Genomic DNA, 20,503 nt, shown 5'->3' with positions numbered 1-20,503 from the left:
AAGCCTGACAATAAATGCCAGGCGTTACCAGCAGTGCCGAGTCACAGCAATGATTTCGCCTCGGCGACGTGGGGTTTACGCAGGCCCACCAGCAGGCCCAGTGCCTTGGAGATCAGCGGCCAGAACAGCATCAGCAGCGCGGCGGTGGTCAGGCTGCCCACCAATGGGTTGGACCAGAAAATTCCCAGGTGTCCGTCAGAAAACAGCATCGACTGACGGAATGCGTCTTCGGCCTTGTCCCCCAGGACGGCTGCCAGCACCAGCGGCGCAATCGGATAGCCGAGTTTCTTGAACAGGTAACCCAGCGCACCGAAGCCCAGCATCAGTACCACGTCGAAGAACGAGTTGTGCACCGAGTACGCACCGATGGCGCAGACCATGATGATGATCGGCGCGATGATCGAGAACGGAATGCGCAGGATCGACGCGAACAGCGGCACGGTGGCCAACACCACGATCAGGCTGACCACATTGCCCAGGTACATGCTGGCGATCAGGCCCCAGACAAAGTCGTGTTGCTCGACGAACAGCGTCGGCCCAGGGTGCAATCCCCAGATCATCAAGCCACCGAGCATCACCGCTGCCGTGGCGGAACCCGGAATGCCCAGCGTCAGCATCGGCAGCAGCGCGCTGGTACCGGCAGCGTGGTCGGCGGTTTCCGGGGCGATCACCCCTTCGATCTCGCCTTTGCCGAAGTTGTCGCGGTTTTTCGAGAAACGTCGCGCCAGGCTGTAGCTCATGAACGATGCCGCCGTCGGGCCGCCGGGGGTGATGCCCATCCAGCAACCGACCAGTGTGCTGCGCACGATCGTCCACCAGTAACGCGGCAGTCTGGCCCAGGTGCGCAAGATCACCATCGGTGTGATGCGCGCATGTTCGCCACGAAACACCAGGCCTTCCTCGACCGTGCAGAGGATTTCGCCGATGCCGAACAGGCCGATCACCGCCACTTCAAAACTGATCCCGGTCATCAGGATCGGCTGGTCGAACGTCAGGCGCAGGTTGCCGGAAACCGTGTCCATGCCGACTGCCGCCATGGCGAAGCCAATCATCATCGCGACCACGGTTTTTAATGGCGGGTTCTTGCTCATGCCGATGAAGGTGCAGAACGCCAACAGGTACACCGCGAAGAACTCCGGCGAGCTGAAGGACATGGCGAACGCTGCGATTTTTGTCGACAGGAACGTCAGCAACAACACCCCGCACAACGCACCGATCAGCGCCGAGCTGAACGCGGCGGTCAACGCCTCGGCAGCCCGGCCTTCACGGGCCATCGGGTAACCATCGAAGGTGGTCGCCACCGATGAAGGCTCGCCAGGAATGTTGAACAGGATCGAGGTGATCGAGCCGCCAAACAGCGCGCCCCAATACATGCACGACAGCAGGATGATCGCCGACACCGGCGACATGGTGAAGGTCAAGGGCAGCAACAGCGCCACGCCATTGGGCGCGCCGAGACCGGGCAACACACCGACCAGGATGCCCAGCAGAACGCCGATCACCATCAGACCGATGTGGCCCGGGGTCAGGATCAGGTTCATGCCCTGCAACAGGGAATCGAACTCGCTCATTTGAAGGTTCTCCCGGCCAGGGCAATCCAGTCGCCTATTGGGCCGGCATCCAGCGGGACCTTGAACCACAGCGCGAAAATCAGGTAGCTGGCGAGCGCCGCACCGAGGGCAACCGCACCGATCATCCACTTGCCGTAAGGCTTGGCGCGGACCTTGTCGCGCCACATGAACCAGGCAATGAAGCAGGCCGACGCGAGGTAGATGCCGGTGAAGGGCATCGCACCGACGAACAGGGCAATGGGCAGGAAAACCGATAGCACTTGCTTGAACGCACTGCGGGTGAGGAATGCAACACTCAGGGCCTGCCAGCGCACCACCGTCAGCACGCCGTTGGCGACGCTCGCCGCACTCAGTATCAGGCCGATATAGAACGGGAAGTAACCCGGTTCAGGGCCGGCATCGCCCCAGCCGATGCCTTGTTCGACACTGCCGAACATCACCACGGCACCGAGCAGGGTAGTAAACAGCGTCAGGCCGAGCTCGACCCAACGGGTACCGACCAGCGCCGGTGAATCCGAAGAATGGGACATCAAACACCTCCAGTAGGTGACGACCGCCCTAGGGCGAGCGGCCCTGGCAACTTCAGTTTTTCAGCCAGCCGGCTTCCTTGAACACCGGGGTGACGCGGGCGACGTCCTTTTCGATGTAGGCGGTCAGGGGCTCGCCTTCGAGGAAAGTCGGCACCAGCGCGTTCTGTTTGACGTAGGCCTTGAACTCATCGGTCTGCGTGACTTTGCGCATCAGCTCGACATAAAAGGCCCGTTGTTCGGCACTGACATCGCCGGGCATGAACACCGTACGCGGGAAGCGGTACTGATCGATGCCCAGGCCCTGTTCGTGGCAGGTTGGAACATCGGCCCAACTTTTGTTCCCGGCGACTTTCTCGGTGTAGCTCATGCGCTCCTTGCTGAATACGCAGAGCGGTTCGACTTGATCACCGCGCCATTGGCTGATGCTTTCACTGGGGTTGTTGACGTTGGCCGCGATGTGTTTGCCGGCCAGTTGGGTCGCGGCTTCACTGCCGCTCTTGAACGGGATGTACACCAGTTTGCTGTTGTTGGTCTGGTTGAGCAGCAGGGTGAGGGTCTGGTCGACGTCCTTGGACTGGCTGCCCCCCATGCGCAGCTTCGCCGGGTCGGTCTTGGCCGCTTCGTAGAAACCTTTCGCATCTTTCCACGGCGCGCCCTTGTAGCTCCAGAGGATAAAGTCATCTTCGGCCACGGCGGCAATCGGGGTCAGTTCCTGCCATTGGTAGCCGAGCTTGGAAACCAGCGGCAACAGGTAAACGTTATTGGTGGCGATCACCAGTTTCTCTGCATCGCCCTTGTTCATCTTCATGTCGAGGAAGGCCTCGGCACCATTGCCGCCACCCTTGTTGAGGACAATGGTGTTGACGTCGAGCAGCTTATGGGTGGTGATGATCGACTGGATCAGGCGACCGAGCTGGTCGGTTCCGCCACCCGGGCCGCCGGCGACGACGATTTCGACATTCTTGTCCGGTTGCCAGGCGGCGTGAGCAAGGGCGGGAAGGACGCCGACGGCAATCAGGGCGCCGCCTAGAAGAAGACGCGATGTGCGACGGACGAATGCATTTCGCATGATGGGCCTCGTTTTTGTCGTTGTTATGAGTGACTTGTCTGCGCGATGAAGCCGCAAGCCTGGCCTGAGTGTGGAAAGGTGCCGGCGCCGCGTCTAGTCAAAACAATACATACACCGATAGCCTGGGGTTATAGCTCGCGAGAAGGAGCGGTGAACATCGTTCAGAGTCGAGGGCTGGGGCTTTTTTTGAAACAAGCAGAAATAGAACCCGAAGGCTGAAAGCGCGCGGTGCCATAACCCGAAGCTATCACCTGATTTCAAGTTTTGATTAGACGGTTATCGCCAGGCCTCCGATAGTGCTCGGCAACGTCTTCAGGCCGACGGCATTTCACAACAATAACAAACGGGGTACATGCCATGGCTCAGGACGAGAGCTTTGCGTCATGACCGGGCATGGCATGGACCCTTGAGGAGTGAAGCATGAAAAAAACCACTATCGCCATGGTCCTGGGTGACCCGGCCGGCATTGGCCCGGAATTGATTGCACGCTTGCTTGCCGAGCCCGAGGTACGCAGCAAGGCCAATGTCATTCTGATTGCCGACGAAGCGGAAATGCGTCGCGGCATGCGCATCGCCGGCAGCGAGTTTCCTTATCGCCGGGTGGAGACCCTGGATGTGTTGGAGTTCGTCGATGACACGCCACTGTTCCATGACTTTCGCGGCGATACGGTCGGCGAGTTCCCCCGTAGCGAGGCCAGCGTGATTGGCGGTCGCTACAGCCTCGACACTCTGGAAAAGGCCCTGCGCCTGACCGAAGCCGGGACCACCGACGCGATCCTGTTCGGGCCGCTGAACAAGACCTCGCTGCACATGGCGGGCATGGCCCACAGCGATGAACTGCACTGGTTTGCCGAGTTGCTGGATTTCCACGGACCGTTCTGCGAATTCAACGTGCTCGACAATCTTTGGACTTCACGCGTGACCTCCCATGTGGCCCTGTCCGCGGTGCCGGGCCTGCTCAGCGAGCAACGGGTGGTGGAAGCGATTCAACTGATCGACACCGCCCTCAAGCGCAATGGTCTGGAGCAACCGCGAATCGGTGTTTGCGGCTTGAACCCGCACAACGGCGACAACGGTTCGTTCGGTCGCGAGGAGCTGGATATCATCGGTCCGGCCGTACGTTCGGCGCGGGCGCTGGGCATCGCGGCGCAAGGGCCGTATCCGGCAGACACGATCTTTCTCAAGGTCCAGGGCGATGCCAATGCCTTCGACGCTGTCGTGACCATGTATCACGACCAAGGCCAGATCGCGATCAAGTTGATGGGTTTCTCCCGTGGCGTGACGGTGCAGGGCGGCTTGCCGATCCCGATCACCACCCCGGCCCACGGCACCGCTTTTGATATCGCCGGGCAGGGCAAGGCCAACCTCGGCGCTACGCGTCAGGCCTTCGAAATCGCATGCCGGATGGGGCGCAACCGGCACTGATCCTGAAAGCAATGCGGCCCGTTGTGGGAGCGAGCCTGCTCGCGATTACGGTAGTACAGACACATTTTCAGTGGCTGATACACCGCTTTCGCGAGCAGGCTCGCTCCCACATTTGTTTGTGTATGGCTGATAACCCGATCTGCGCTCTTACTCGGATGTGCTATCACCTCAGGCTATCGGCGGATACGCATAAGTGATTATCCGCAGTCCTCGGACGCTGGCTAAAGTCGGCCCATCGGATGCCGGAGCCCCTTCCGAAAAGGCTCTGCGCACACGACTGACAATGACAAGACGCCGCAGCCCAAGGAACTGTATTTCATGAAAATCAAAGCGATCCGTACCCGCGTTTTCGAGTGGAAGGGCAAAGTCGTCCCGCCCCAGGCGCACTTCTGCACCAACGCCAGCGACATCCTGTTCGAGCGCGGCGACGCGATGGGCTCCTTCCGTTTCCACGGCTGGCTGGTGGTGGAAGTCGAGACCGACAACGGCTTCGTCGGTATCGGCAACTGCGCCTTGGCACCGCGTGTGGCCAAGGAAATCATCGACACCTACCTGGCACCGATCGCCATTGGCGAAGATCCTTTCGACAACGAATACATCTGGCAGAAAATGTACCGTCAGAGCCACGCCTGGGGCCGAAAAGGCATCGGCATGGCGGCGATCTCGGCGATCGACATCGCGATCTGGGACATCATGGGCAAAGCGGTCAACAAGCCGGTGTTCAAGTTGCTCGGCGGTCGCACCAAGGAAAAGATCTGGACTTACGCTTCCAAGCTCTACGCCAACGACAACCTCGATCTGTTTCTCGAAGAGGCCCAGGGCTATCTCAACCAGGGTTTCACCGCGCTGAAGATGCGCTTTGGCTACGGTCCGAAAGACGGTCCGGCGGGGATGCGCCGCAACATCGAACAAGTGCGCGCCCTGCGGGAACTGGCCGGCCCTGACGTCGATATCATGCTCGAATGCTACATGGGCTGGACCCTGGAATACGCGAGGCGCATGTTGCCGAAGCTGGCCGAGTTCGAACCGCGCTGGCTGGAAGAACCGGTGATCGCCGACGACATCGAAGGCTACATCGAACTGAAGAAGATGGGGATCATGCCGATCTCCGGAGGCGAGCACGAGTTCACCTCCTACGGCTTCAAAGACCTTTTGGAACGCCGCGCCGTCGACGTCATCCAGTACGACACCAACCGCGTCGGCGGCATCACTGCCGCGCGCAAGATCAACGCCATGGCCGAAGCCTGGTCGGTGCCGGTCATTCCCCATGCCGGGCAGATGCACAACTACCACTTGACGATGTCCACCACCGCCTCGCCGATGGCCGAGTTTTTCCCGGTGTTCGACGTCGAGGTTGGCAACGAACTCTTCTACTACGTGTTCAAGGGCGAGCCGCAACCGGTCAACGGGTACATCCAGCTCGACGACAACACGCCGGGCCTGGGCCTGGAAATATCCGATGAATACCTGAGCGACTTCAACATCATCGAGTGACCTGGACGCGCCGCAAACGAGCGGCGCCTACCCTGACTATCTGGAGGCCACCATGCGCCTGATTCAATTTGAAAACTCCGCCGGAGAGCGCCAGGTCGGCGTCGTCGATGGGGCACTTGTTCAAGTGCTCAAAGGAACCCGCAATACCCGTGAACTGGCGCTTGCAGCGATCCGCGGCAATCGCAGCCTGCATGAAGAAGTCGCTTCGCGCGGCACCGAGCCGGGCCCGGATTACGCAGCGCTGTTGCACCAAGGCAAAGTCCTGCCGCCGCTGGATCACGAAGACCCAGCCCACTGCCTGATCAGCGGCACCGGCCTGACACATCTGGGCAGCGCCTCGGCGCGGGACAAGATGCACCAGCATGACGGTGAGGTCGAGGCCGGCATGACCGACACCATGCGCATTTTCAAATGGGGGATCGAGGGCGGCAAGCCCGCGCCGGGGCAGGTCGGTGCGCAACCGGAATGGTTCTACAAGGGCGACGGCAGCATCGTCGTGCGCCCCGGCGCGGACTTCCCGGTACCTCCGTTTGCCGAAGATGCCGGCGAAGAGCCGGAGCTGACCGGCCTCTATGTGATTGGCGACGATGGCCTGCCGTATCGCATCGGTTATGCCTTGGGTAACGAGTTCTCCGACCACGTCATGGAGCGGCGCAATTACCTGTACCTCGCCCACTCGAAACTGCGCAGTTGCTCCTACGGCCCGGAGCTGCGCGTCGGTGAGTTGCCCAAGCATCTGGTCGGCACCAGTCGCATCGAGCGCAATGGCGAAACCCTCTGGGAGAAGGCTTTTCTCAGCGGCGAGGACAACATGTGCCACAGCCTGGCCAACCTGGAATTTCACCACTTCAAGTACGCGCAGTTCTTGCGGCCGGGTGATGTCCATGTGCATTACTTCGGCACCGCTACCCTGTCGTTCGCCGACGGTGTGAAGACACAGCCGGGGGATCGCTTTCGGATCAGCCTCGATGAGTTCGGTGCGCCGCTGGTCAACGGTATCGGCGAGAGTGCCCAGCCGCTGCCCATCGGCCAGGTGCGTGCGCTCTAAGCCTTCAACAGGAAAATGCCCTCATGACATTGCCACAGGGATACAACTACATCGGCGGCCGTCGCAGCGCCAACGGCACCCTGCAACTGCAAAGCTTCGATGCGAGCACCGGCGAGCCCTTGCCCGGCACCTTCTTCCAGGCATCCGAAGCCGAAGTGGATGCCGCCGCCAAGGCCGCCGCTGCGGTTTACCCGAATTACCGCAACCTGAGCGCGGAAAAACGCGCTTCGTTTCTCGATGCAATCGCCGAGGAAATCGACGCGCTGGGCGATGACTTCATCGCTACCGTGTGCCGCGAAACCGCATTGCCTGCCGGGCGCATTCAAGGGGAGCGCGGTCGCACCAGCAGCCAGTTGCGTCTGTTTGCCAGCGTGCTGCGTCGTGGCGACTTCTACGGTGCGCGGATTGACCGCGCGTTGCCCGATCGCCAGCCACTGCCACGTCCGGATCTGCGTCAATACCGCATCGCCCTGGGGCCGGTGGCGGTGTTTGGCGCCAGCAACTTTCCGCTGGCCTTTTCCACGGCTGGCGGTGACACCGTTTCGGCGCTGGCAGCGGGGTGCCCGGTGGTGTTCAAGGCCCACAGTGGCCACATGGCGACTGCCGAGTGGGTGGCGGACGCGGTCATCCGTGCCGCTGAACGGACTGAAATGCCGGCCGGCGTGTTCAACATGATTTATGGCGGGGGTGTCGGTGAATGGCTGGTCAAGCATCCGGCCATTCAGGCGGTGGGCTTCACCGGTTCGCTTAAGGGCGGCAACGCCTTGAGCCACATGGCCGCCACCCGGCCACAGCCGATTCCGGTGTTCGCGGAAATGTCGAGCATCAATCCGGTGTTCCTGCTGCCCGAAGCGTTGGCGGTACGCGGCGAGCAGATCGCGGCGCAGTTGGCCGGTTCGGTGACGTTGGGGTGCGGTCAGTTCTGTACGAATCCGGGCCTGGTCATTGGCCTGCGCTCGCCGCAGTTCAGCCTGTTTCTGGAACGCTTCTGCGCGAGCATGAACCAGCAACCGCCACAAACCATGCTCAACTCGAGCACCCTGGCCAGTTACAGCCGCGGTCTCGGTGAACTGCACGAACATCCGGGCCTGACGCACCTGGCGGGCAAGCCGCAACAGGGCGACCAGGCACAGCCGCAGGTGTTCAAGGCCGACGTCAGCCTGTTGCTCAAGGGCGATGCATTGCTTCAGGAGGAAGTGTTCGGGCCGACCACCATCGTCATCGAAGTGGAGAGTCGGACACAGTTGGCGGCGGCGCTGCACGGCCTGCGCGGACAATTGACGGCCACGTTGATCGGCGAGGCTGATGAATTACTGGAGTACCGTTGGCTGACAGAAGTACTGCAGGAAAAAGTCGGGCGGATCCTGCTCAACGGTTATCCGACCGGGGTGGAGGTGTGCGAGGCGATGGTGCACGGCGGACCGTATCCGGCGACATCCGATTCACGAGGAACATCAGTGGGCACGTTGGCTATCGATCGTTTCTTGCGGCCGGTGTGTTTCCAAAATTACCCGGATGCGTTGTTGCCCCAGGCATTGCAGGACGGCAATCCGCTAGGGATTCGGCGGCTGGTGGACGGGGAGGTAACTGATCGAGCGCTGTGAGCGGCGCGATCGTTGAATCCGAAGTTTTTTTTCACATCGCTTTCACTGCCTGCCTACGTCGGCCTCTCTACTGTCGCGCCATCGAATCACTGGGTGGATGCCGTCGGGGCGGCTTGATGTGGAACTGAGACTGAGTCTTTTCGGCCTGACGCGCTTGATCGACAGGCGCCGTTTTGCCCGTTACCAAAACACCGTGGTCGTGCTCGCCTCGGCGCTGCTGGCTGTCCCGTTGGTCCTGTGGCTACTCAGCCCGGCAGCGGTGCCGGACCTGGCCCATGGCAACGTCGCCGGCGCCCGGGCCCTGGCCAATGGCTGGGCCAAGGGCGAAATGATCGTGCTGGTGCGCCATGTCGAGCGCTGCGACCACTCCAAGGCTGCTTGCCTGGGTGACCGCGAAGGCATCACCGACCGCGCCCGTGCCGTTGCGGTGGGGCTCGGGGCCCGGTTCGAACAACTGGGCCTGGACCACGTCGACCTTTACAACAGTCCACGGGTGCGCACCGCGCAGACGGCGGGCTACATGTTCAACAAGGTGAGCGCCGGTGACGATTGGCTGTTCGACTGCCGCCATGACCTGCTGCGCAATGCCCTGGCCCACAAAGTGGCCGGTCGCAACCTGATCCTGGTCACCCACAGCGAATGCATGCAGGCGATGGAAACCGCGCTTCTGCGCCCGACCTCGACGTTCGGCTACGGCGCTTCGCTGTTTGTTTCCATCGCCCAGCCACAAGCGCCACGGTTGCTCGGTTTTATCGAAGCCCCTGACTGGCGCTCGGTGACATTCCAGTAATTCTTCCCACGACCAGGACCGCTCATGCTGACGTCTGCCCGCGCCCGTTTCTACGGGCTCAACCTCGGAATTCCCTTGGCCTGTGCCGCCGTGGTGTTCCTGCTGTTCGATATGACCCGCATCGACATTGCCATCAGCAATCTTTTCTACGACCCGTTGCATCAGGTCTTTCCGTTGGGGCATGTGCGGCTGTTCGAGCAAATCACTCACAAATGGGCCAGGGCCATTCCGAACTGGACGGGGGAGGCGGCCATAATCGGCGCCGTGCTGTCGTTTTTCTGGCCGCTCCTCACACCGGAAAAACGCCCTGGGCTACTTCGCGTACTGGACAGGACCCGACTGGCGAAACCGCTACGTTTTGCCTACAAACACCGGCGCGATTTCCTCTACGTTGTTTTCGCCTTTTCGCTCAGTACCGGGGTTATCCATTACCTCAAGGGCCATACCAGCGTGTACTGCCCGGTGGAAACCACGCAATACGCCGGCAAGATCGAGCACAAGGAATGGTTCCAGAATTTCGACCTGCTGAAAGTGGCCGGTGACGGCCGTTGCTGGCCGGGTGGTCACGCGTCCGGCGGCTTCACCCTGCTGGCGCTGTACTTCGTCGCCCGTCGTTATCGCTGGCGTCATTCCAAAGCGGTGATGTATGGGGCGTTGGCCTTGGGGTTCGTCTATGGCACGACGCGGGTCCTGCAGGGTTGGCACTACATGTCCCATACCTTCTGGGCGGGGATCTTTGTCTGGTTGAGCTGTTGGTTGATGGCGCTGCTGTTTTATGGACGAGGCGCCTTGGAGCAGCCGCTGTCGAATCGACAGCGCACGGTGCCGCCCGTCGTGCCGGCGTTGGGCAACGCGCCTTCCTCCGCCTGAACGGCAGGCCTGGAAATTGCGGATAGCGCGAATCAACCAAGCCATTCGGACGCGTCCTGTGAGATGCGTCTCTTTTCTACGCAGAAAGTTTTCCCTCTCCTGAACTGACGGCGATATGCGCGGTCTGGTATGCGCGCAACGCTGTGCCTGCATCCGGTTGGCCTGCTCGCACGCTTGCTGTCATTTCTGTATCGAGGGATCGAACATGTCCGTAATTGCCTTAGGGACGAGGCTTGTCGCTGCGTCGCTATATTTTCTAGCGATGAACATCGCCATTGCCGCGCCCACCCCCGGCGATACGGACCTGATCCGCGAACGCCAGGACCGCCTGCTCGAAGAACAGCGCCGGCGCCTTGAAGAACTCAAAGACCTGCCGGGCAAATCCGCCGCGCCCCAGGCCCCCACCACGCCGGCCGACAGCCGTTGCTTTCCGATCAAGACCATCGAGCTCAAGGGCGCCGATGCCTTGTCCGAACGTGAGCGTCAACGTCTGCTCAAGCCTTACATCGGTCAATGCCTGGGCGTGCCGCAGCTTAACCAGCTGCTCAAAGCCATCACCGACCATTACCTGGAAAAAGGCCTGGTCACCAGTCGCGCCTATTTGCCACAACAGGACTTGTCCAGCGGACATCTGCAAGTGCTGGTGGTCGAGGGACGGCTGGAAGGGCTGAAGGGGGAAGAGGGCAGTGGCTTGTCCGAACGGGAATTGGCCATGAGCTTTCCCGGCAAGCCGGGCGAGTTGCTCAATCTGCAGGAAATCGAGCAGATGGTCGATCAACTGAACCGCTTGCCGTCCAATAACGTGGCGATGGAACTGACGCCGGGGCAGAACATCGGCGGCAGCGAAGTGCTGGTCAGGAACACCCCGCAGAAACCCTGGCGCGCCGGCCTGTCACGGCATAACGATGGGCAGAAGACCACCGGCGAGCAGCAATGGGGCGCTTCCCTGGACTGGGACAACCCCTTGGGCCTGGCTGACCAACTGGCTCTGCGTGGCGGCCACGACGCCCTCAGCGATCATCAGAAGACCTCGCGCAACGGCATGCTTTATTACAACCTGCCGTTTGGCTGGTGGAACCTGACCTACAGCTATAGCCAAAGCGAGTACAGGGCGCTGGGCCAGGCCAATGGCTTCAATTTCAAGCAGAGCGGCGACAGCCAGAATCATCAGTTGCGGCTGGAGCGGGTGATCCACCGCGATGCCCTGAGCAAGACCTCCCTCAACACCGGGCTGGCCTACCTGCGCACCAACAATTTCGTCGAAGACAGCAAACTCGCCGAAAGCAGCAATCGCATCAGCGAGGCGCAATTGGGTATCAATCACGGGCGGCGGATCGGCACTGCTTTTGTCAACCTCGACCTGGGCATGCAGGATGGTATCGGTGCCCTCGACGCCCAGGGCGATCACGACCCCGGGCCTGGCCTGCCGGATGCGCGTTATCGCAAATACACCGCCACCCTCAGCTACCTGCAACCCTTTGTACTGGGCGGCGAGTCTTTCAGTTTCAGCAGCCTGATGACCGGTCAGCGCAGTGAAGACGCCCTGTTCAGCCCGCAGCGCATGAGCCTGGGCGGGTTGTCGTCGATTCGGGGCTACAAGGACCAGACACTGTCCGGCGACAGCGGCGGCTACTGGCGCAACGACCTGCGCTGGAGCCGGCCGGTGACGCTGCAATGGCTGCGTCCGGTGTTCGCCGAGTACGGCACCAGTCTGGGTTATGACCAAGGCGTGATCCGCGGCAACCGCTACAGCGGTGACGAGCACGGGCGCATGTCAAGCAACTCGTTGGAGCTGTTCGCCCGGGGTGAGCATCTGAACGCCAGCGTCACTTTTGCCCATTCCCTGGAACGCCCGGACGCCCTGACCGAGCGCGAAGCGCCGATCTATTTCCGCGTGGATTTTTCTATTTAACGCCGCTGCAACGAGACCTTGATCATGGACGACCGCCAATACGCCTTCCTGGCCCGCCAGCCTTCCGCTGCCCTGAAAACCCGTGACGCCTTCTGGGGCATGCCCAAGCGTGGGCTGGCGTTCCTGTTGATCAATGTCATGTTCTGGCAGCCGCTGTGGGCCCAGGCCGAGGGCATCGTCGTCAGCGCTCCGGGCACCAGTCTCGGCCAGGCCGGCAATGGCGTGCCGATCGTCAACATCGCCAAACCCAATGGCAGTGGCCTGTCTCATAACCAGTTCAAGGATTACAACGTCGGCAGCAACGGCGTGATCCTCAACAACGCCACCAAACCCGCCCAATCCACGCAGTTGGGCGGGGTCATCCTCGGCAACCCGAACCTCCAGGGCACGGCCGCCAAAACCATCCTCAACGAGGTCAACGGCGGCAGCCCCAGCCAGTTGCGCGGCTACACCGAAGTGGCGGGGCAGTCGGCTCACGTCATCGTCGCCAACCCTTATGGCATCACCTGTAACGGCTGCGGTTTCATCAATACGCCGAAGGCGACCCTGACCACGGGCAAACCGATCATCGAAAACGGCCAGGTGGGCCGCTATCAGGTGGACCAGGGCAGCGTCGCCATTGAGGGCGCGGGCCTAAATGCCAACAACGTCGACCGCTTCGAAATCATCACCCGCAGCGCCAGAATCAATGCCGAGATCCAGGCGAAGAATCTGACCATCGTTGCCGGGCGCAACGACGTCAACGCCGACACGCTCGACGCTACCGCTCGCGCCGACGACGGCAGCACCCAACCGGAGCTGGCAATCGATTCCTCGGCCCTGGGCGGCATGTACGCCGGCACGATCAAACTGGTGGGCACCGAGGCCGGCGTCGGTGTGAAGCTGGACGGCAAAATGGTTGCCAGTGGTGGTGATATCCAGCTTGATGCCAATGGCCGTCTGAGCCTGGCCGAGACAGCGGCGACCGGGGCTGTCGATATCCACGCCAAAAGCCTGGAAACCCGTGGCCAGGTGTACGCCGGCACTCGACTCGAGGCCAACACCCAGGGTGACCTGACCAGCCAGAAAAACCTGGTGGCGCGCGACAGCATCCGCCTGGACAGCGGTGGCACGTTGACCAACAACGGTATTGTCGAGGCCGGGGTCAACGCCGATAACAGCCGAAATACCGGGGGCGATGTCACCCTTACGGCAAGGCAACTGAACAACGCCGGCAAGACGGTCATCGCCAGTCGCGACCTGACCGTCACGACCACCGCGGCGCTGAACAACCAGGGCGGCACGCTTAGTGGCGGGCGCAAGACCACGATCACCGCCGACGTTGTGGATAACCGCAACAAAGGCCGGATCCTCGGCAATAGCGAACTGCAGTTGAACGCCAATCGGGTCCTGAATGCCCAGGGCGGGTTGATCAACAGCCAAGGGACTCTGATCGCCCATCTGGGCCATCTGGACAACAACTCGGGCGAACTCTCCAGCCTGAACAGCGCGACCCTGATCCTCGGCAGCCTGGACAACCTGACCGGCCTGGTGATGGCCGGCAGAAACCTCGACATCACCAACACGGGCGCGATCAACAACCAGGGCGGCGAGCTGTCCAGCCAAGGCGCCATGAGTGTGCGCACCGGCAGCCTGAGCAACCGCGACAAGGGCACCGTCGCCGCCAACGACACGTTGTCGGTCACGGCGACAGGCCAGGTGGACAACGCCCAGGGCGGGCTGATCGCCAGCCGTACCGCCGGCATCGAACTGGATGCCGGGCGCCTGGACAACGCCAAGGGCACGCTGCAAGGCCAAGGGCTGGTGACCGTGGATGTGGCGGGCGACATCGATAACCAGGGCGGCAGCATCATCGCTCGGGACGCCGACCTGAATGTCTTCGCAAACAATCTGGACAACCGTGGCGGCGTACTGTCCAGCGTCAAGGCCGCGCTCCAGGCGCGGGCCACAGGTGTGCTGAGAAACGGTTATGACGCGAACCGTCAGGGCGGCACGATCCAGGCACAGGGGCTGTATATCAAGGCCTTGGCCGGGCTGTTCAACGACGGTGGGCGCATCGCCGCACAAGCGGGCGATGTGGTAATCGATAACGCCGGTGTGGATGTCGACAACCGCAACGGCGGGATCTACGCCGTTGGCAACCTCCGAGTCATTGGCCGCGCACTGGACAACAGCAGCGGCGGACAGGTCAGCGCCAATCGCATCGACCTCGATCTCTCGGGGGCTCTGAACAATAACGCCGGCATTATTGAAAGCCAGGACAGCCTGGATATCCTGGCCGCCAGCCTGAGCAACCAGAAGGGCCAACTGCGCACCTTGGGCAAGGCCAGCACGACGGTATTCCAGATTGGCGGCCTGTTCGACAACAGCGACGGCACTTTGGAAACCGCCAGCCAGGATGTGGGCCTGGACACCGGCAGCCTGCATAACGTGGGTGGCGAGTTGTTGCACACGGGCCTGGGATTGTTCGGCATCAGCCAGGCCAACCTGGGGCAGGCCGGCGGTCGCCTGGTGACTTACGGCAATCTGACCGTGAAGGCTGATCGCTGGACCAACAGCACCGCGATTCAGGCCGGGAAACTGGTCGTTGAAGTCGACCAATTCACTCAGACCGCCACGGGCCAGTTGCTCAGTACGGATAGCATGGTGGGCCGTGGCACCGACTGGCGCGTCGACGGCCTGGTCGGCAGCGATGGCGCCATCGACCTGCAACTGACCGGCGAATATGCCGGTAATGGCCGCCTGAGCAGTCTCGGCAGCTTGGGGCTCAAGGCCGCGCTGATCAATCTGGAGGCGGGCGGCAGTATTGCCGGCGGCGACAGCACAACCGTCGTGGTCGATGGCGTTCTCAACAGCTACGGTCGGCTGACCTCGGCGGCGGACATGAGCGTCACTGCCGCCACCATCAACAACTACGGCACGTTGGGCAGTGCTGACGGACTCGGCGTATCGACCGGCGACCTGCTCAACGAGCACGGATTGATTTTCAGCGGCGCCGATACCCGCCTGCGGGTAAACAGCCTGACCAACCGTTACGCCGACATCTACAGCCTGGGCAACCTGAGCATCGATCGCGACGGCCTCGGCACCCGCGCCCGCAGCATCCTCAACAGTTCCGGTACGTTGCAAAGCGACGGCAGCATGCGCCTGGCGGCCAGCACCATCGACAACGTCCGCGAGGTATTGACCTCCCATGACGCCGGCATCTACACCGCCTCCATCAGGGAAGTGGCCTGCCTCGAAGGCGTCAACGCCGGTGACTGCAGCGGCGGCAAGGAAAACCACGTCTGGCAGATCGTCCAGCGTGACAAGTTCGAAGTCACCGCGGCCAGCGCCGCTTCCAGCATCACCACCGGCGGCAATCTGGATATCCAGGGCGACAGCCTGACCAATCGGAGCAGCAGCATTGGCGTCGGCGGGGCACTGACCGCCAACCTCGTCAGCCTGGACAACATCGGTATCGAGACCGGTGAGATCGAAACCTCGCGCACCTTTATGTCCGAACGTACGCGCAGTCCGGGTGGCTGGCGCGCCGCCGCGAATGATTTCACCAACAGGTACTGGTTGCAGAGCCCGGGGTACAACGTCAACGACCTGGGCGGCCTTGAAGCGGCGATGAGTCGTTTCATCGGCATGACCGAGCGTGAGCTGCCCCAGTTCCGCACCCAGACCAGTACCACCGATAACCAGACCTATGCCGCGATCATCCAGGCCGGTGGTGCCGTTGATGTTCGCACCCAGGGCAACGCCGACAACAGTGTCGTGCGCGGGGGCTACAACTACGTCGGTGCCGGGCCGCGTACCGATACCCAGGCGGACACTGCATTCTCGACCCGCATCAACGTCAATCGGCAGCTGCCGCCGGACCTGACCCAGCAGCAGGTCGATCCGCTCACCTTGCCGGGCTTCGATTTGCCCACCGGGCAAAACGGACTGTTCCGCATGAGCGGCGACGGCTCGGCCACGCCGACCCAAGGCGCGGGGCTGACCCAAGTGCGTGGCCTGCCGGACCGTTCGTTCCAGGCCAACCCGCAAAAATACCTGATCGAGACCAACCCGGCGCTGACCGACCTGCGCCGGTTCATGAGCTCGGACTACCTGCTGACAAATCTGGGCTACGACCCGGACACCGCCGCCAAGCGCCTGGGCGACGGTTTCTACGAGCAACGCCTGATCCAGCAAGCCGTGATCGCCCGCACCGGCCAGCGCTTCCTCGACGGCCAGACCTCCGATGACGGCATGTTCAAGTACCTGATGAACAACGCCATCGCCAGCAAGGACGCGCTCAAATTGTCGTTGGGCGTGAGCCTCACCGCCGAACAGATCGCGGCCCTGACCCATGACATCGTCTGGATGGAAACCCGGACGGTGAACAACCAGCAGGTGTTGGTGCCGGTGCTGTATCTGGCCCAGGCCAACCATCGGCTGGCGGCCAGTGGTGCGTTGATCCAGGGCTCCGATGTAAGCCTGATCGCTGGTAAGAACCTGAGTAACTCCGGGACTTTGCGCGCCTCAAGCAACCTGAGAGTCGCGGCCGGCGACAACCTGGTCAACAGCGGTTTGCTGGAAGCGGGAAGTCGCCTCGAGGCGCTGGCCGGCAAGGACCTCACTAACAGGGCCGGCGGCATCATTACCGGGCGGGACGTCAGTGTCGTTGCCCTCACGGGCGACGTGATCAACGAACGTACCGTCACCACTCACGAAAGCAGCAGCGGCTACCGCACCGAACGCACCGACTTCATCGACAGCGCGGCCCGCATCGAAGCGGGAAACAACCTGACCATCAGTGCCGGGCGTGACATCAACAACGTCGGCGCAGTGCTGAAAAGCGGGACCGACACCACGCTCAATGCCTCGCGCGATGTCAATCTCGTCGCCGCCGAACGCATCACCAGCGGCACTCGCGGCCGGCATCGTGACCAGGACATCAAGCAATACGGCTCCAGCCTCGACAGCGGCCGCGACCTGACCGCCAACGCCGGCCGCAACCTCCTCGTCGTCGCCAGCCAGATCGACGCCAAGCGCGACGTCACCCTCGCCGCCAAAGAAAACCTGACCATCGCCTCGGCTGCGGATGAACAGCACTCTTACGGCAAGAGCAAGAAGGTCACCAGCCAAGAGGATCATGTCAACCAAGTAGCTTCGACGGTCAAGGCGGGGCGCAACGTTGCCGTGAGTGCGGGGCAGGACCTGGCGCTGATTTCCAGCAAGGTCAACGCTGCTAACGAGGCCTATTTCGTGGCGGGTGGCAGGCTTGAGCTGCTGGCTGCGCAAAACAGCCACTATTCGCTGTACGACATGAAGAAAAAAGGCGGGTGGGGGAGTAAGAAAACTCAGCGGGATGAGGTGACCAAGGTTACGCATGTGGGCAGCCAGATCACCACGGGCGGTGACCTGGTATTGCTCAGCGGGAGTGACCAGCGTTATCAGGCGGCCAAGCTGAACAGTGGCAATGACCTGACGTTACAGAGCGGCGGTTCGATTACCTTCGAGGGCGTCAAGGACCTGAGCCAGGAAAGCCATACAAAGAGCGATTCAAGTCTGGCTTGGAACTCGATGAAGGGGAAAGGCCACACCGACGAAACCTTGATTCAAAGCCAATTGCAGGCTCAGGGGAATGTGGCCATCAAAGCGGCCGATGGCTTGAAAATCGATATCAAGCACATCAACGAGAAAACCGTCAGCCAGACCATCGATGTCATGGTCAAGGCTGATCCCAAGTTGGCGTGGCTCAAGGAGGCCGAGCAGCGAGGGGATGTGGATTGGCGGCTGATAAAGGAAACCCACGAGTCGTTTAAATACAGCCATTCGAGCCTGGGCCAGGGCGCGATGCTGGCGATCATTATCATCGTTACCGTGCTGACGGCGGGTACTGCAACCGCCGCTACAGTCGGCGCCAGTGCTGGCAGCGCTGCTGCTGGGGCGGCAACTGCCGCAGGTGCGTCAGCTGCCACGGCTGCGACTGTAGGCGCTGCTGCATCGGCCGCCGCAACGGCGAGCTTTTCGGCAGCAGTCGCGCAAACGGCGGTCAGTACGATCAACAACAAGGGTGATCTGGGGGCGACCTTCAAGGACGTCTTTTCGTCAGACAACCTGAAAAACTACGTAATCGCCGGGATCACGGCCGGTTTTACCAAGGGCGTCATCGACCCCGCGCTCGGCGGCAATACGGTGCCGTTCAATAACCTCACGAAGGGTTTTGATTTAAATACGCTTCAAGGCGTGGGTGGCTTTGCGCTGCATGCCGGGGCTCAGGGTGTTGCGGGAGGCATCATCAAGACCGCCATCAATGGCGGTAGCCTCGGTCGGAACCTCAGTGATGGGTTGGTCTATCAGGCAAGTACCATCGCAGCGGCCACAACGTTCAATTTTGTCGGTGGTTATGCCCAGGACCATTGGCAAACCGCGAAGAATGCGGGCGATACCACAGGCATGACCATGTGGGCCGAAGGCGGCGTCGCTCGTACTGCCATGCACGCATTGGCGGGAGGAGCGATCTCCAGCGCTACCGGTGGCGACTTCAAGACCGGCGCCATCGCGGCGGGTGCCAGCCAGGCCATGGCTGGAGAACTTAATTCGATTTTCGATACGCAGCCTGATCTGCGACAAGCGGTTTCTCAGGTTGTCGGTTTGACGGCCGCTGGTCTTGCTGGCGGTGATGTCGAGAAAGCCTCTTGGGTCGCGTTGATGGCTGACGAATACAATCGTCAGCTTCACCAGAAAGAGACCGTTGCACTTGAGAAACTGCAAAAGGAAACACCTGAAAAATCTTATGAATTGAAAGCGGCTGCGTGTGCTCTGGTTCATTGTTCCGCCTCGGTTCCGGTGGACGATCCAAACTACCAGGCGGTCAAAGCGCTTGAGGCGGACGGCAAGGGATTCTCAGGTGCGCAAGGCGCGCTGATTGCAACCGGTGCCTATGACGAATATTCGAAGTGGGACCAGGCCAATGATGACCTGCTGGTAAACGATAAGGAGCTCAGACAGTCGTCCCAGGCAAGCCGCGCGGTACTCGGCGCAATAGGGGCCGCGGCAGGATTCGGCGGCGCGATACTTTCCACGCCCGCTTGTATCACCGGAGCCGGTTGCGCTATACCTGCGTTCTCCGGTCTGGGCGGCGCAGCGTCGTTTGTCGATGGGTGGCAGGCCACCGGGCAGCTGTTCGCTCCTTACGATTACACGCAAGGAAGCAAGGTACTCGCGTCCTTCGACAGCGCAACCTATCCAGGCGACGTAAACCCCCTCCGCGACTATGGAACCGAGGCCGCCAAGGCCGCGATGGAAATAGCGTTGCTCAAGGGCGCAGGGAAATACCTTGATGGGAGTGGGGCTTCGGTACTGGTTTCGGGGGTTAAAGGGGGTGGAGCAAAAGTAACGGCGGGGTCAGTAGAAAAGCAAGCGACGCCTAGTTTTCCCAATCAGTTTCCAGACCACCCAACAGGTGTTCCAACACTTATCTCAGATACAAAGTTGACTCAAGGCGCAGGAAAGTACAATTATATTGTTCTTGAAGATGGTCAGTTAGTAATAGGACGAAAATTTAATGATGTAGGTGGTGGTCATATCGATCTCGCGAATGGTAAGCCGGTTATTGCTGCGGGAGAGGTAAAAATTGTGAACGGCAATGTTAAATATATTGATAACACATCAGGGCACTATGAACCCTCTGGTCCCGCTGCTCAAGCCGCAGCAGAAAATGCATTTTCTAAAAAAGGGCTTGATGTGGGAGGTAAGTACATAGAAAAAGTATGGGTGTCTGATCCTGCTGACACCAGAAAGGGTGCCTGGGTGCCTAAATGAATGAAGTCATTAAACAGTTTGATATTCTTTGTGATGTGGCTGCGGCCGCCTTTGGTGAAGAACTAGAGATTTCCTACGAGACGTCTTTGCTAAATATTTTGGAATTTGTTAAAAGAAATCCGGAGTATAAAGAAGATTTCATAGAGAGATTTAAGTTGATTTTAATGTCTGGGGGCTCGCCATTTGAAGTTGTGGCATTTTGCATGCGTGAGCTTCAATGGTACGAAATTAAAGAATTTGTAATTTCAAAGATGAATCCTTCGGAGGATCCTCGTAGTGAGGCCCTGCGAAGCACATTAACCGCCTATGATGAATTTTGGCCTGATGCGGATCTTTATCGCTACTATGGCGCAGACTAGTTGGTGCAGGCGAAAAGCGGGATGGTTGTGG

Annotated in this window: 12 protein-coding genes; 9 read left to right on the top strand and 3 right to left on the bottom strand. The window is 60.8% G+C overall.

All coding sequences use genetic code 11. The features are described 5' to 3' along the window. Positions 1–41 precede the first annotated feature (41 nt). The 3 genes from J3P94_RS23945 to J3P94_RS23935 are packed head-to-tail and all read right to left on the bottom strand — an operon-like array spanning position 42 to position 3,170. Positions 42–1,571 (bottom strand): tripartite tricarboxylate transporter permease, encoded by a 1,530-nt coding sequence (locus J3P94_RS23945; protein WP_434569884.1) that lies wholly within the window; start codon positions 1,569–1,571, stop codon positions 42–44. Next, positions 1,568–2,101 carry a tripartite tricarboxylate transporter TctB family protein gene (locus tag J3P94_RS23940; RefSeq protein WP_434569883.1) on the bottom strand — a complete coding sequence of 178 codons (534 nt, stop codon included), beginning with the start codon at positions 2,099–2,101 and terminating at the stop codon, positions 1,568–1,570. The genes J3P94_RS23945 and J3P94_RS23940 overlap by 4 nt, the downstream gene beginning before the upstream one ends. Before the next feature lie 52 nt (positions 2,102–2,153). After that, positions 2,154–3,170, bottom strand: coding sequence for a Bug family tripartite tricarboxylate transporter substrate binding protein (locus J3P94_RS23935; protein ID WP_434569882.1), 1,017 nt, complete (start codon positions 3,168–3,170; stop codon positions 2,154–2,156). 420 nt (positions 3,171–3,590) lie between these two features. Between J3P94_RS23935 and J3P94_RS23930 the strand changes: the two genes are divergently transcribed. The 9 genes from J3P94_RS23930 (at position 3,591) to J3P94_RS23890 (ending at position 20,472) form a co-directional block, all read left to right on the top strand. After that, a complete protein-coding gene (locus tag J3P94_RS23930; protein ID WP_434569881.1) occupies positions 3,591–4,595 on the top strand; it encodes a 4-hydroxythreonine-4-phosphate dehydrogenase PdxA in 1,005 nt (334 codons plus the stop codon). Between the two features lie 318 nt (positions 4,596–4,913). Beyond that, positions 4,914–6,089 carry an L-rhamnonate dehydratase gene (locus J3P94_RS23925; RefSeq protein WP_434569880.1) on the top strand — a complete coding sequence of 392 codons (1,176 nt, stop codon included), beginning with the start codon at positions 4,914–4,916 and terminating at the stop codon, positions 6,087–6,089. A 52-nt stretch (positions 6,090–6,141) separates the two neighbouring features. Continuing rightward, positions 6,142–7,137, top strand: coding sequence for an AraD1 family protein (gene araD1, locus J3P94_RS23920; RefSeq protein ID WP_434569879.1), 996 nt, complete (start codon positions 6,142–6,144; stop codon positions 7,135–7,137). 23 nt (positions 7,138–7,160) lie between these two features. After that, a complete protein-coding gene (locus J3P94_RS23915; protein ID WP_434569878.1) occupies positions 7,161–8,741 on the top strand; it encodes an aldehyde dehydrogenase (NADP(+)) in 1,581 nt (526 codons plus the stop codon). Positions 8,742–8,859: 118 nt separating this feature from the next. Then, positions 8,860–9,531 carry a histidine phosphatase family protein gene (locus tag J3P94_RS23910; protein ID WP_434569877.1) on the top strand — a complete coding sequence of 224 codons (672 nt, stop codon included), beginning with the start codon at positions 8,860–8,862 and terminating at the stop codon, positions 9,529–9,531. Positions 9,532–9,555: 24 nt separating this feature from the next. After that, positions 9,556–10,401, top strand: coding sequence for a phosphatase PAP2 family protein (locus tag J3P94_RS23905; RefSeq protein WP_434569876.1), 846 nt, complete (start codon positions 9,556–9,558; stop codon positions 10,399–10,401). Between the two features lie 262 nt (positions 10,402–10,663). Then, positions 10,664–12,313, top strand: coding sequence for a ShlB/FhaC/HecB family hemolysin secretion/activation protein (locus J3P94_RS23900; protein WP_434569875.1), 1,650 nt, complete (start codon positions 10,664–10,666; stop codon positions 12,311–12,313). Between the two features lie 24 nt (positions 12,314–12,337). Next, positions 12,338–20,113 carry a DUF637 domain-containing protein gene (locus J3P94_RS23895; protein ID WP_434569874.1) on the top strand — a complete coding sequence of 2,592 codons (7,776 nt, stop codon included), beginning with the start codon at positions 12,338–12,340 and terminating at the stop codon, positions 20,111–20,113. Next, positions 20,110–20,472, top strand: a complete 363-nt coding sequence (locus J3P94_RS23890; RefSeq protein WP_434569873.1) for a hypothetical protein — start codon at positions 20,110–20,112, stop codon at positions 20,470–20,472. Before J3P94_RS23895 ends, J3P94_RS23890 begins: the two co-directional genes overlap by 4 nt. Positions 20,473–20,503 lie beyond the last annotated feature (31 nt).

This window comes from Pseudomonas sp. Z3-8, from assembly GCF_051131975.1.
Taxonomy (GTDB): Bacteria; Pseudomonadota; Gammaproteobacteria; order Pseudomonadales; family Pseudomonadaceae; genus Aquipseudomonas.
The sequence above is the reverse complement of the archived record's forward strand: the minus strand, read 5'-3'. Positions and strand labels throughout refer to the sequence as shown.

Excerpts from the sequence above, each read along its gene's own strand:
- araD1 (WP_434569879.1), top strand. The coding sequence starts at position 6,142 with ATGCGCCTGATTCAATTTGAAAACTCCGCCGGAGAGCGCCAGGTCGGC.
- J3P94_RS23940 (WP_434569883.1), bottom strand. The coding sequence starts at position 2,101 with ATGTCCCATTCTTCGGATTCACCGGCGCTGGTCGGTACCCGTTGGGTC.
- J3P94_RS23900 (WP_434569875.1), top strand. The coding sequence starts at position 10,664 with ATGAACATCGCCATTGCCGCGCCCACCCCCGGCGATACGGACCTGATC.
- J3P94_RS23935 (WP_434569882.1), bottom strand. The coding sequence starts at position 3,170 with ATGCGAAATGCATTCGTCCGTCGCACATCGCGTCTTCTTCTAGGCGGC.
- J3P94_RS23890 (WP_434569873.1), top strand. The coding sequence starts at position 20,110 with ATGAATGAAGTCATTAAACAGTTTGATATTCTTTGTGATGTGGCTGCG.
- J3P94_RS23895 (WP_434569874.1), top strand. The coding sequence starts at position 12,338 with ATGGACGACCGCCAATACGCCTTCCTGGCCCGCCAGCCTTCCGCTGCC.
- J3P94_RS23945 (WP_434569884.1), bottom strand. The coding sequence starts at position 1,571 with ATGAGCGAGTTCGATTCCCTGTTGCAGGGCATGAACCTGATCCTGACC.
- J3P94_RS23930 (WP_434569881.1), top strand. The coding sequence starts at position 3,591 with ATGAAAAAAACCACTATCGCCATGGTCCTGGGTGACCCGGCCGGCATT.
- J3P94_RS23925 (WP_434569880.1), top strand. The coding sequence starts at position 4,914 with ATGAAAATCAAAGCGATCCGTACCCGCGTTTTCGAGTGGAAGGGCAAA.
- J3P94_RS23905 (WP_434569876.1), top strand. The coding sequence starts at position 9,556 with ATGCTGACGTCTGCCCGCGCCCGTTTCTACGGGCTCAACCTCGGAATT.
- J3P94_RS23915 (WP_434569878.1), top strand. The coding sequence starts at position 7,161 with ATGACATTGCCACAGGGATACAACTACATCGGCGGCCGTCGCAGCGCC.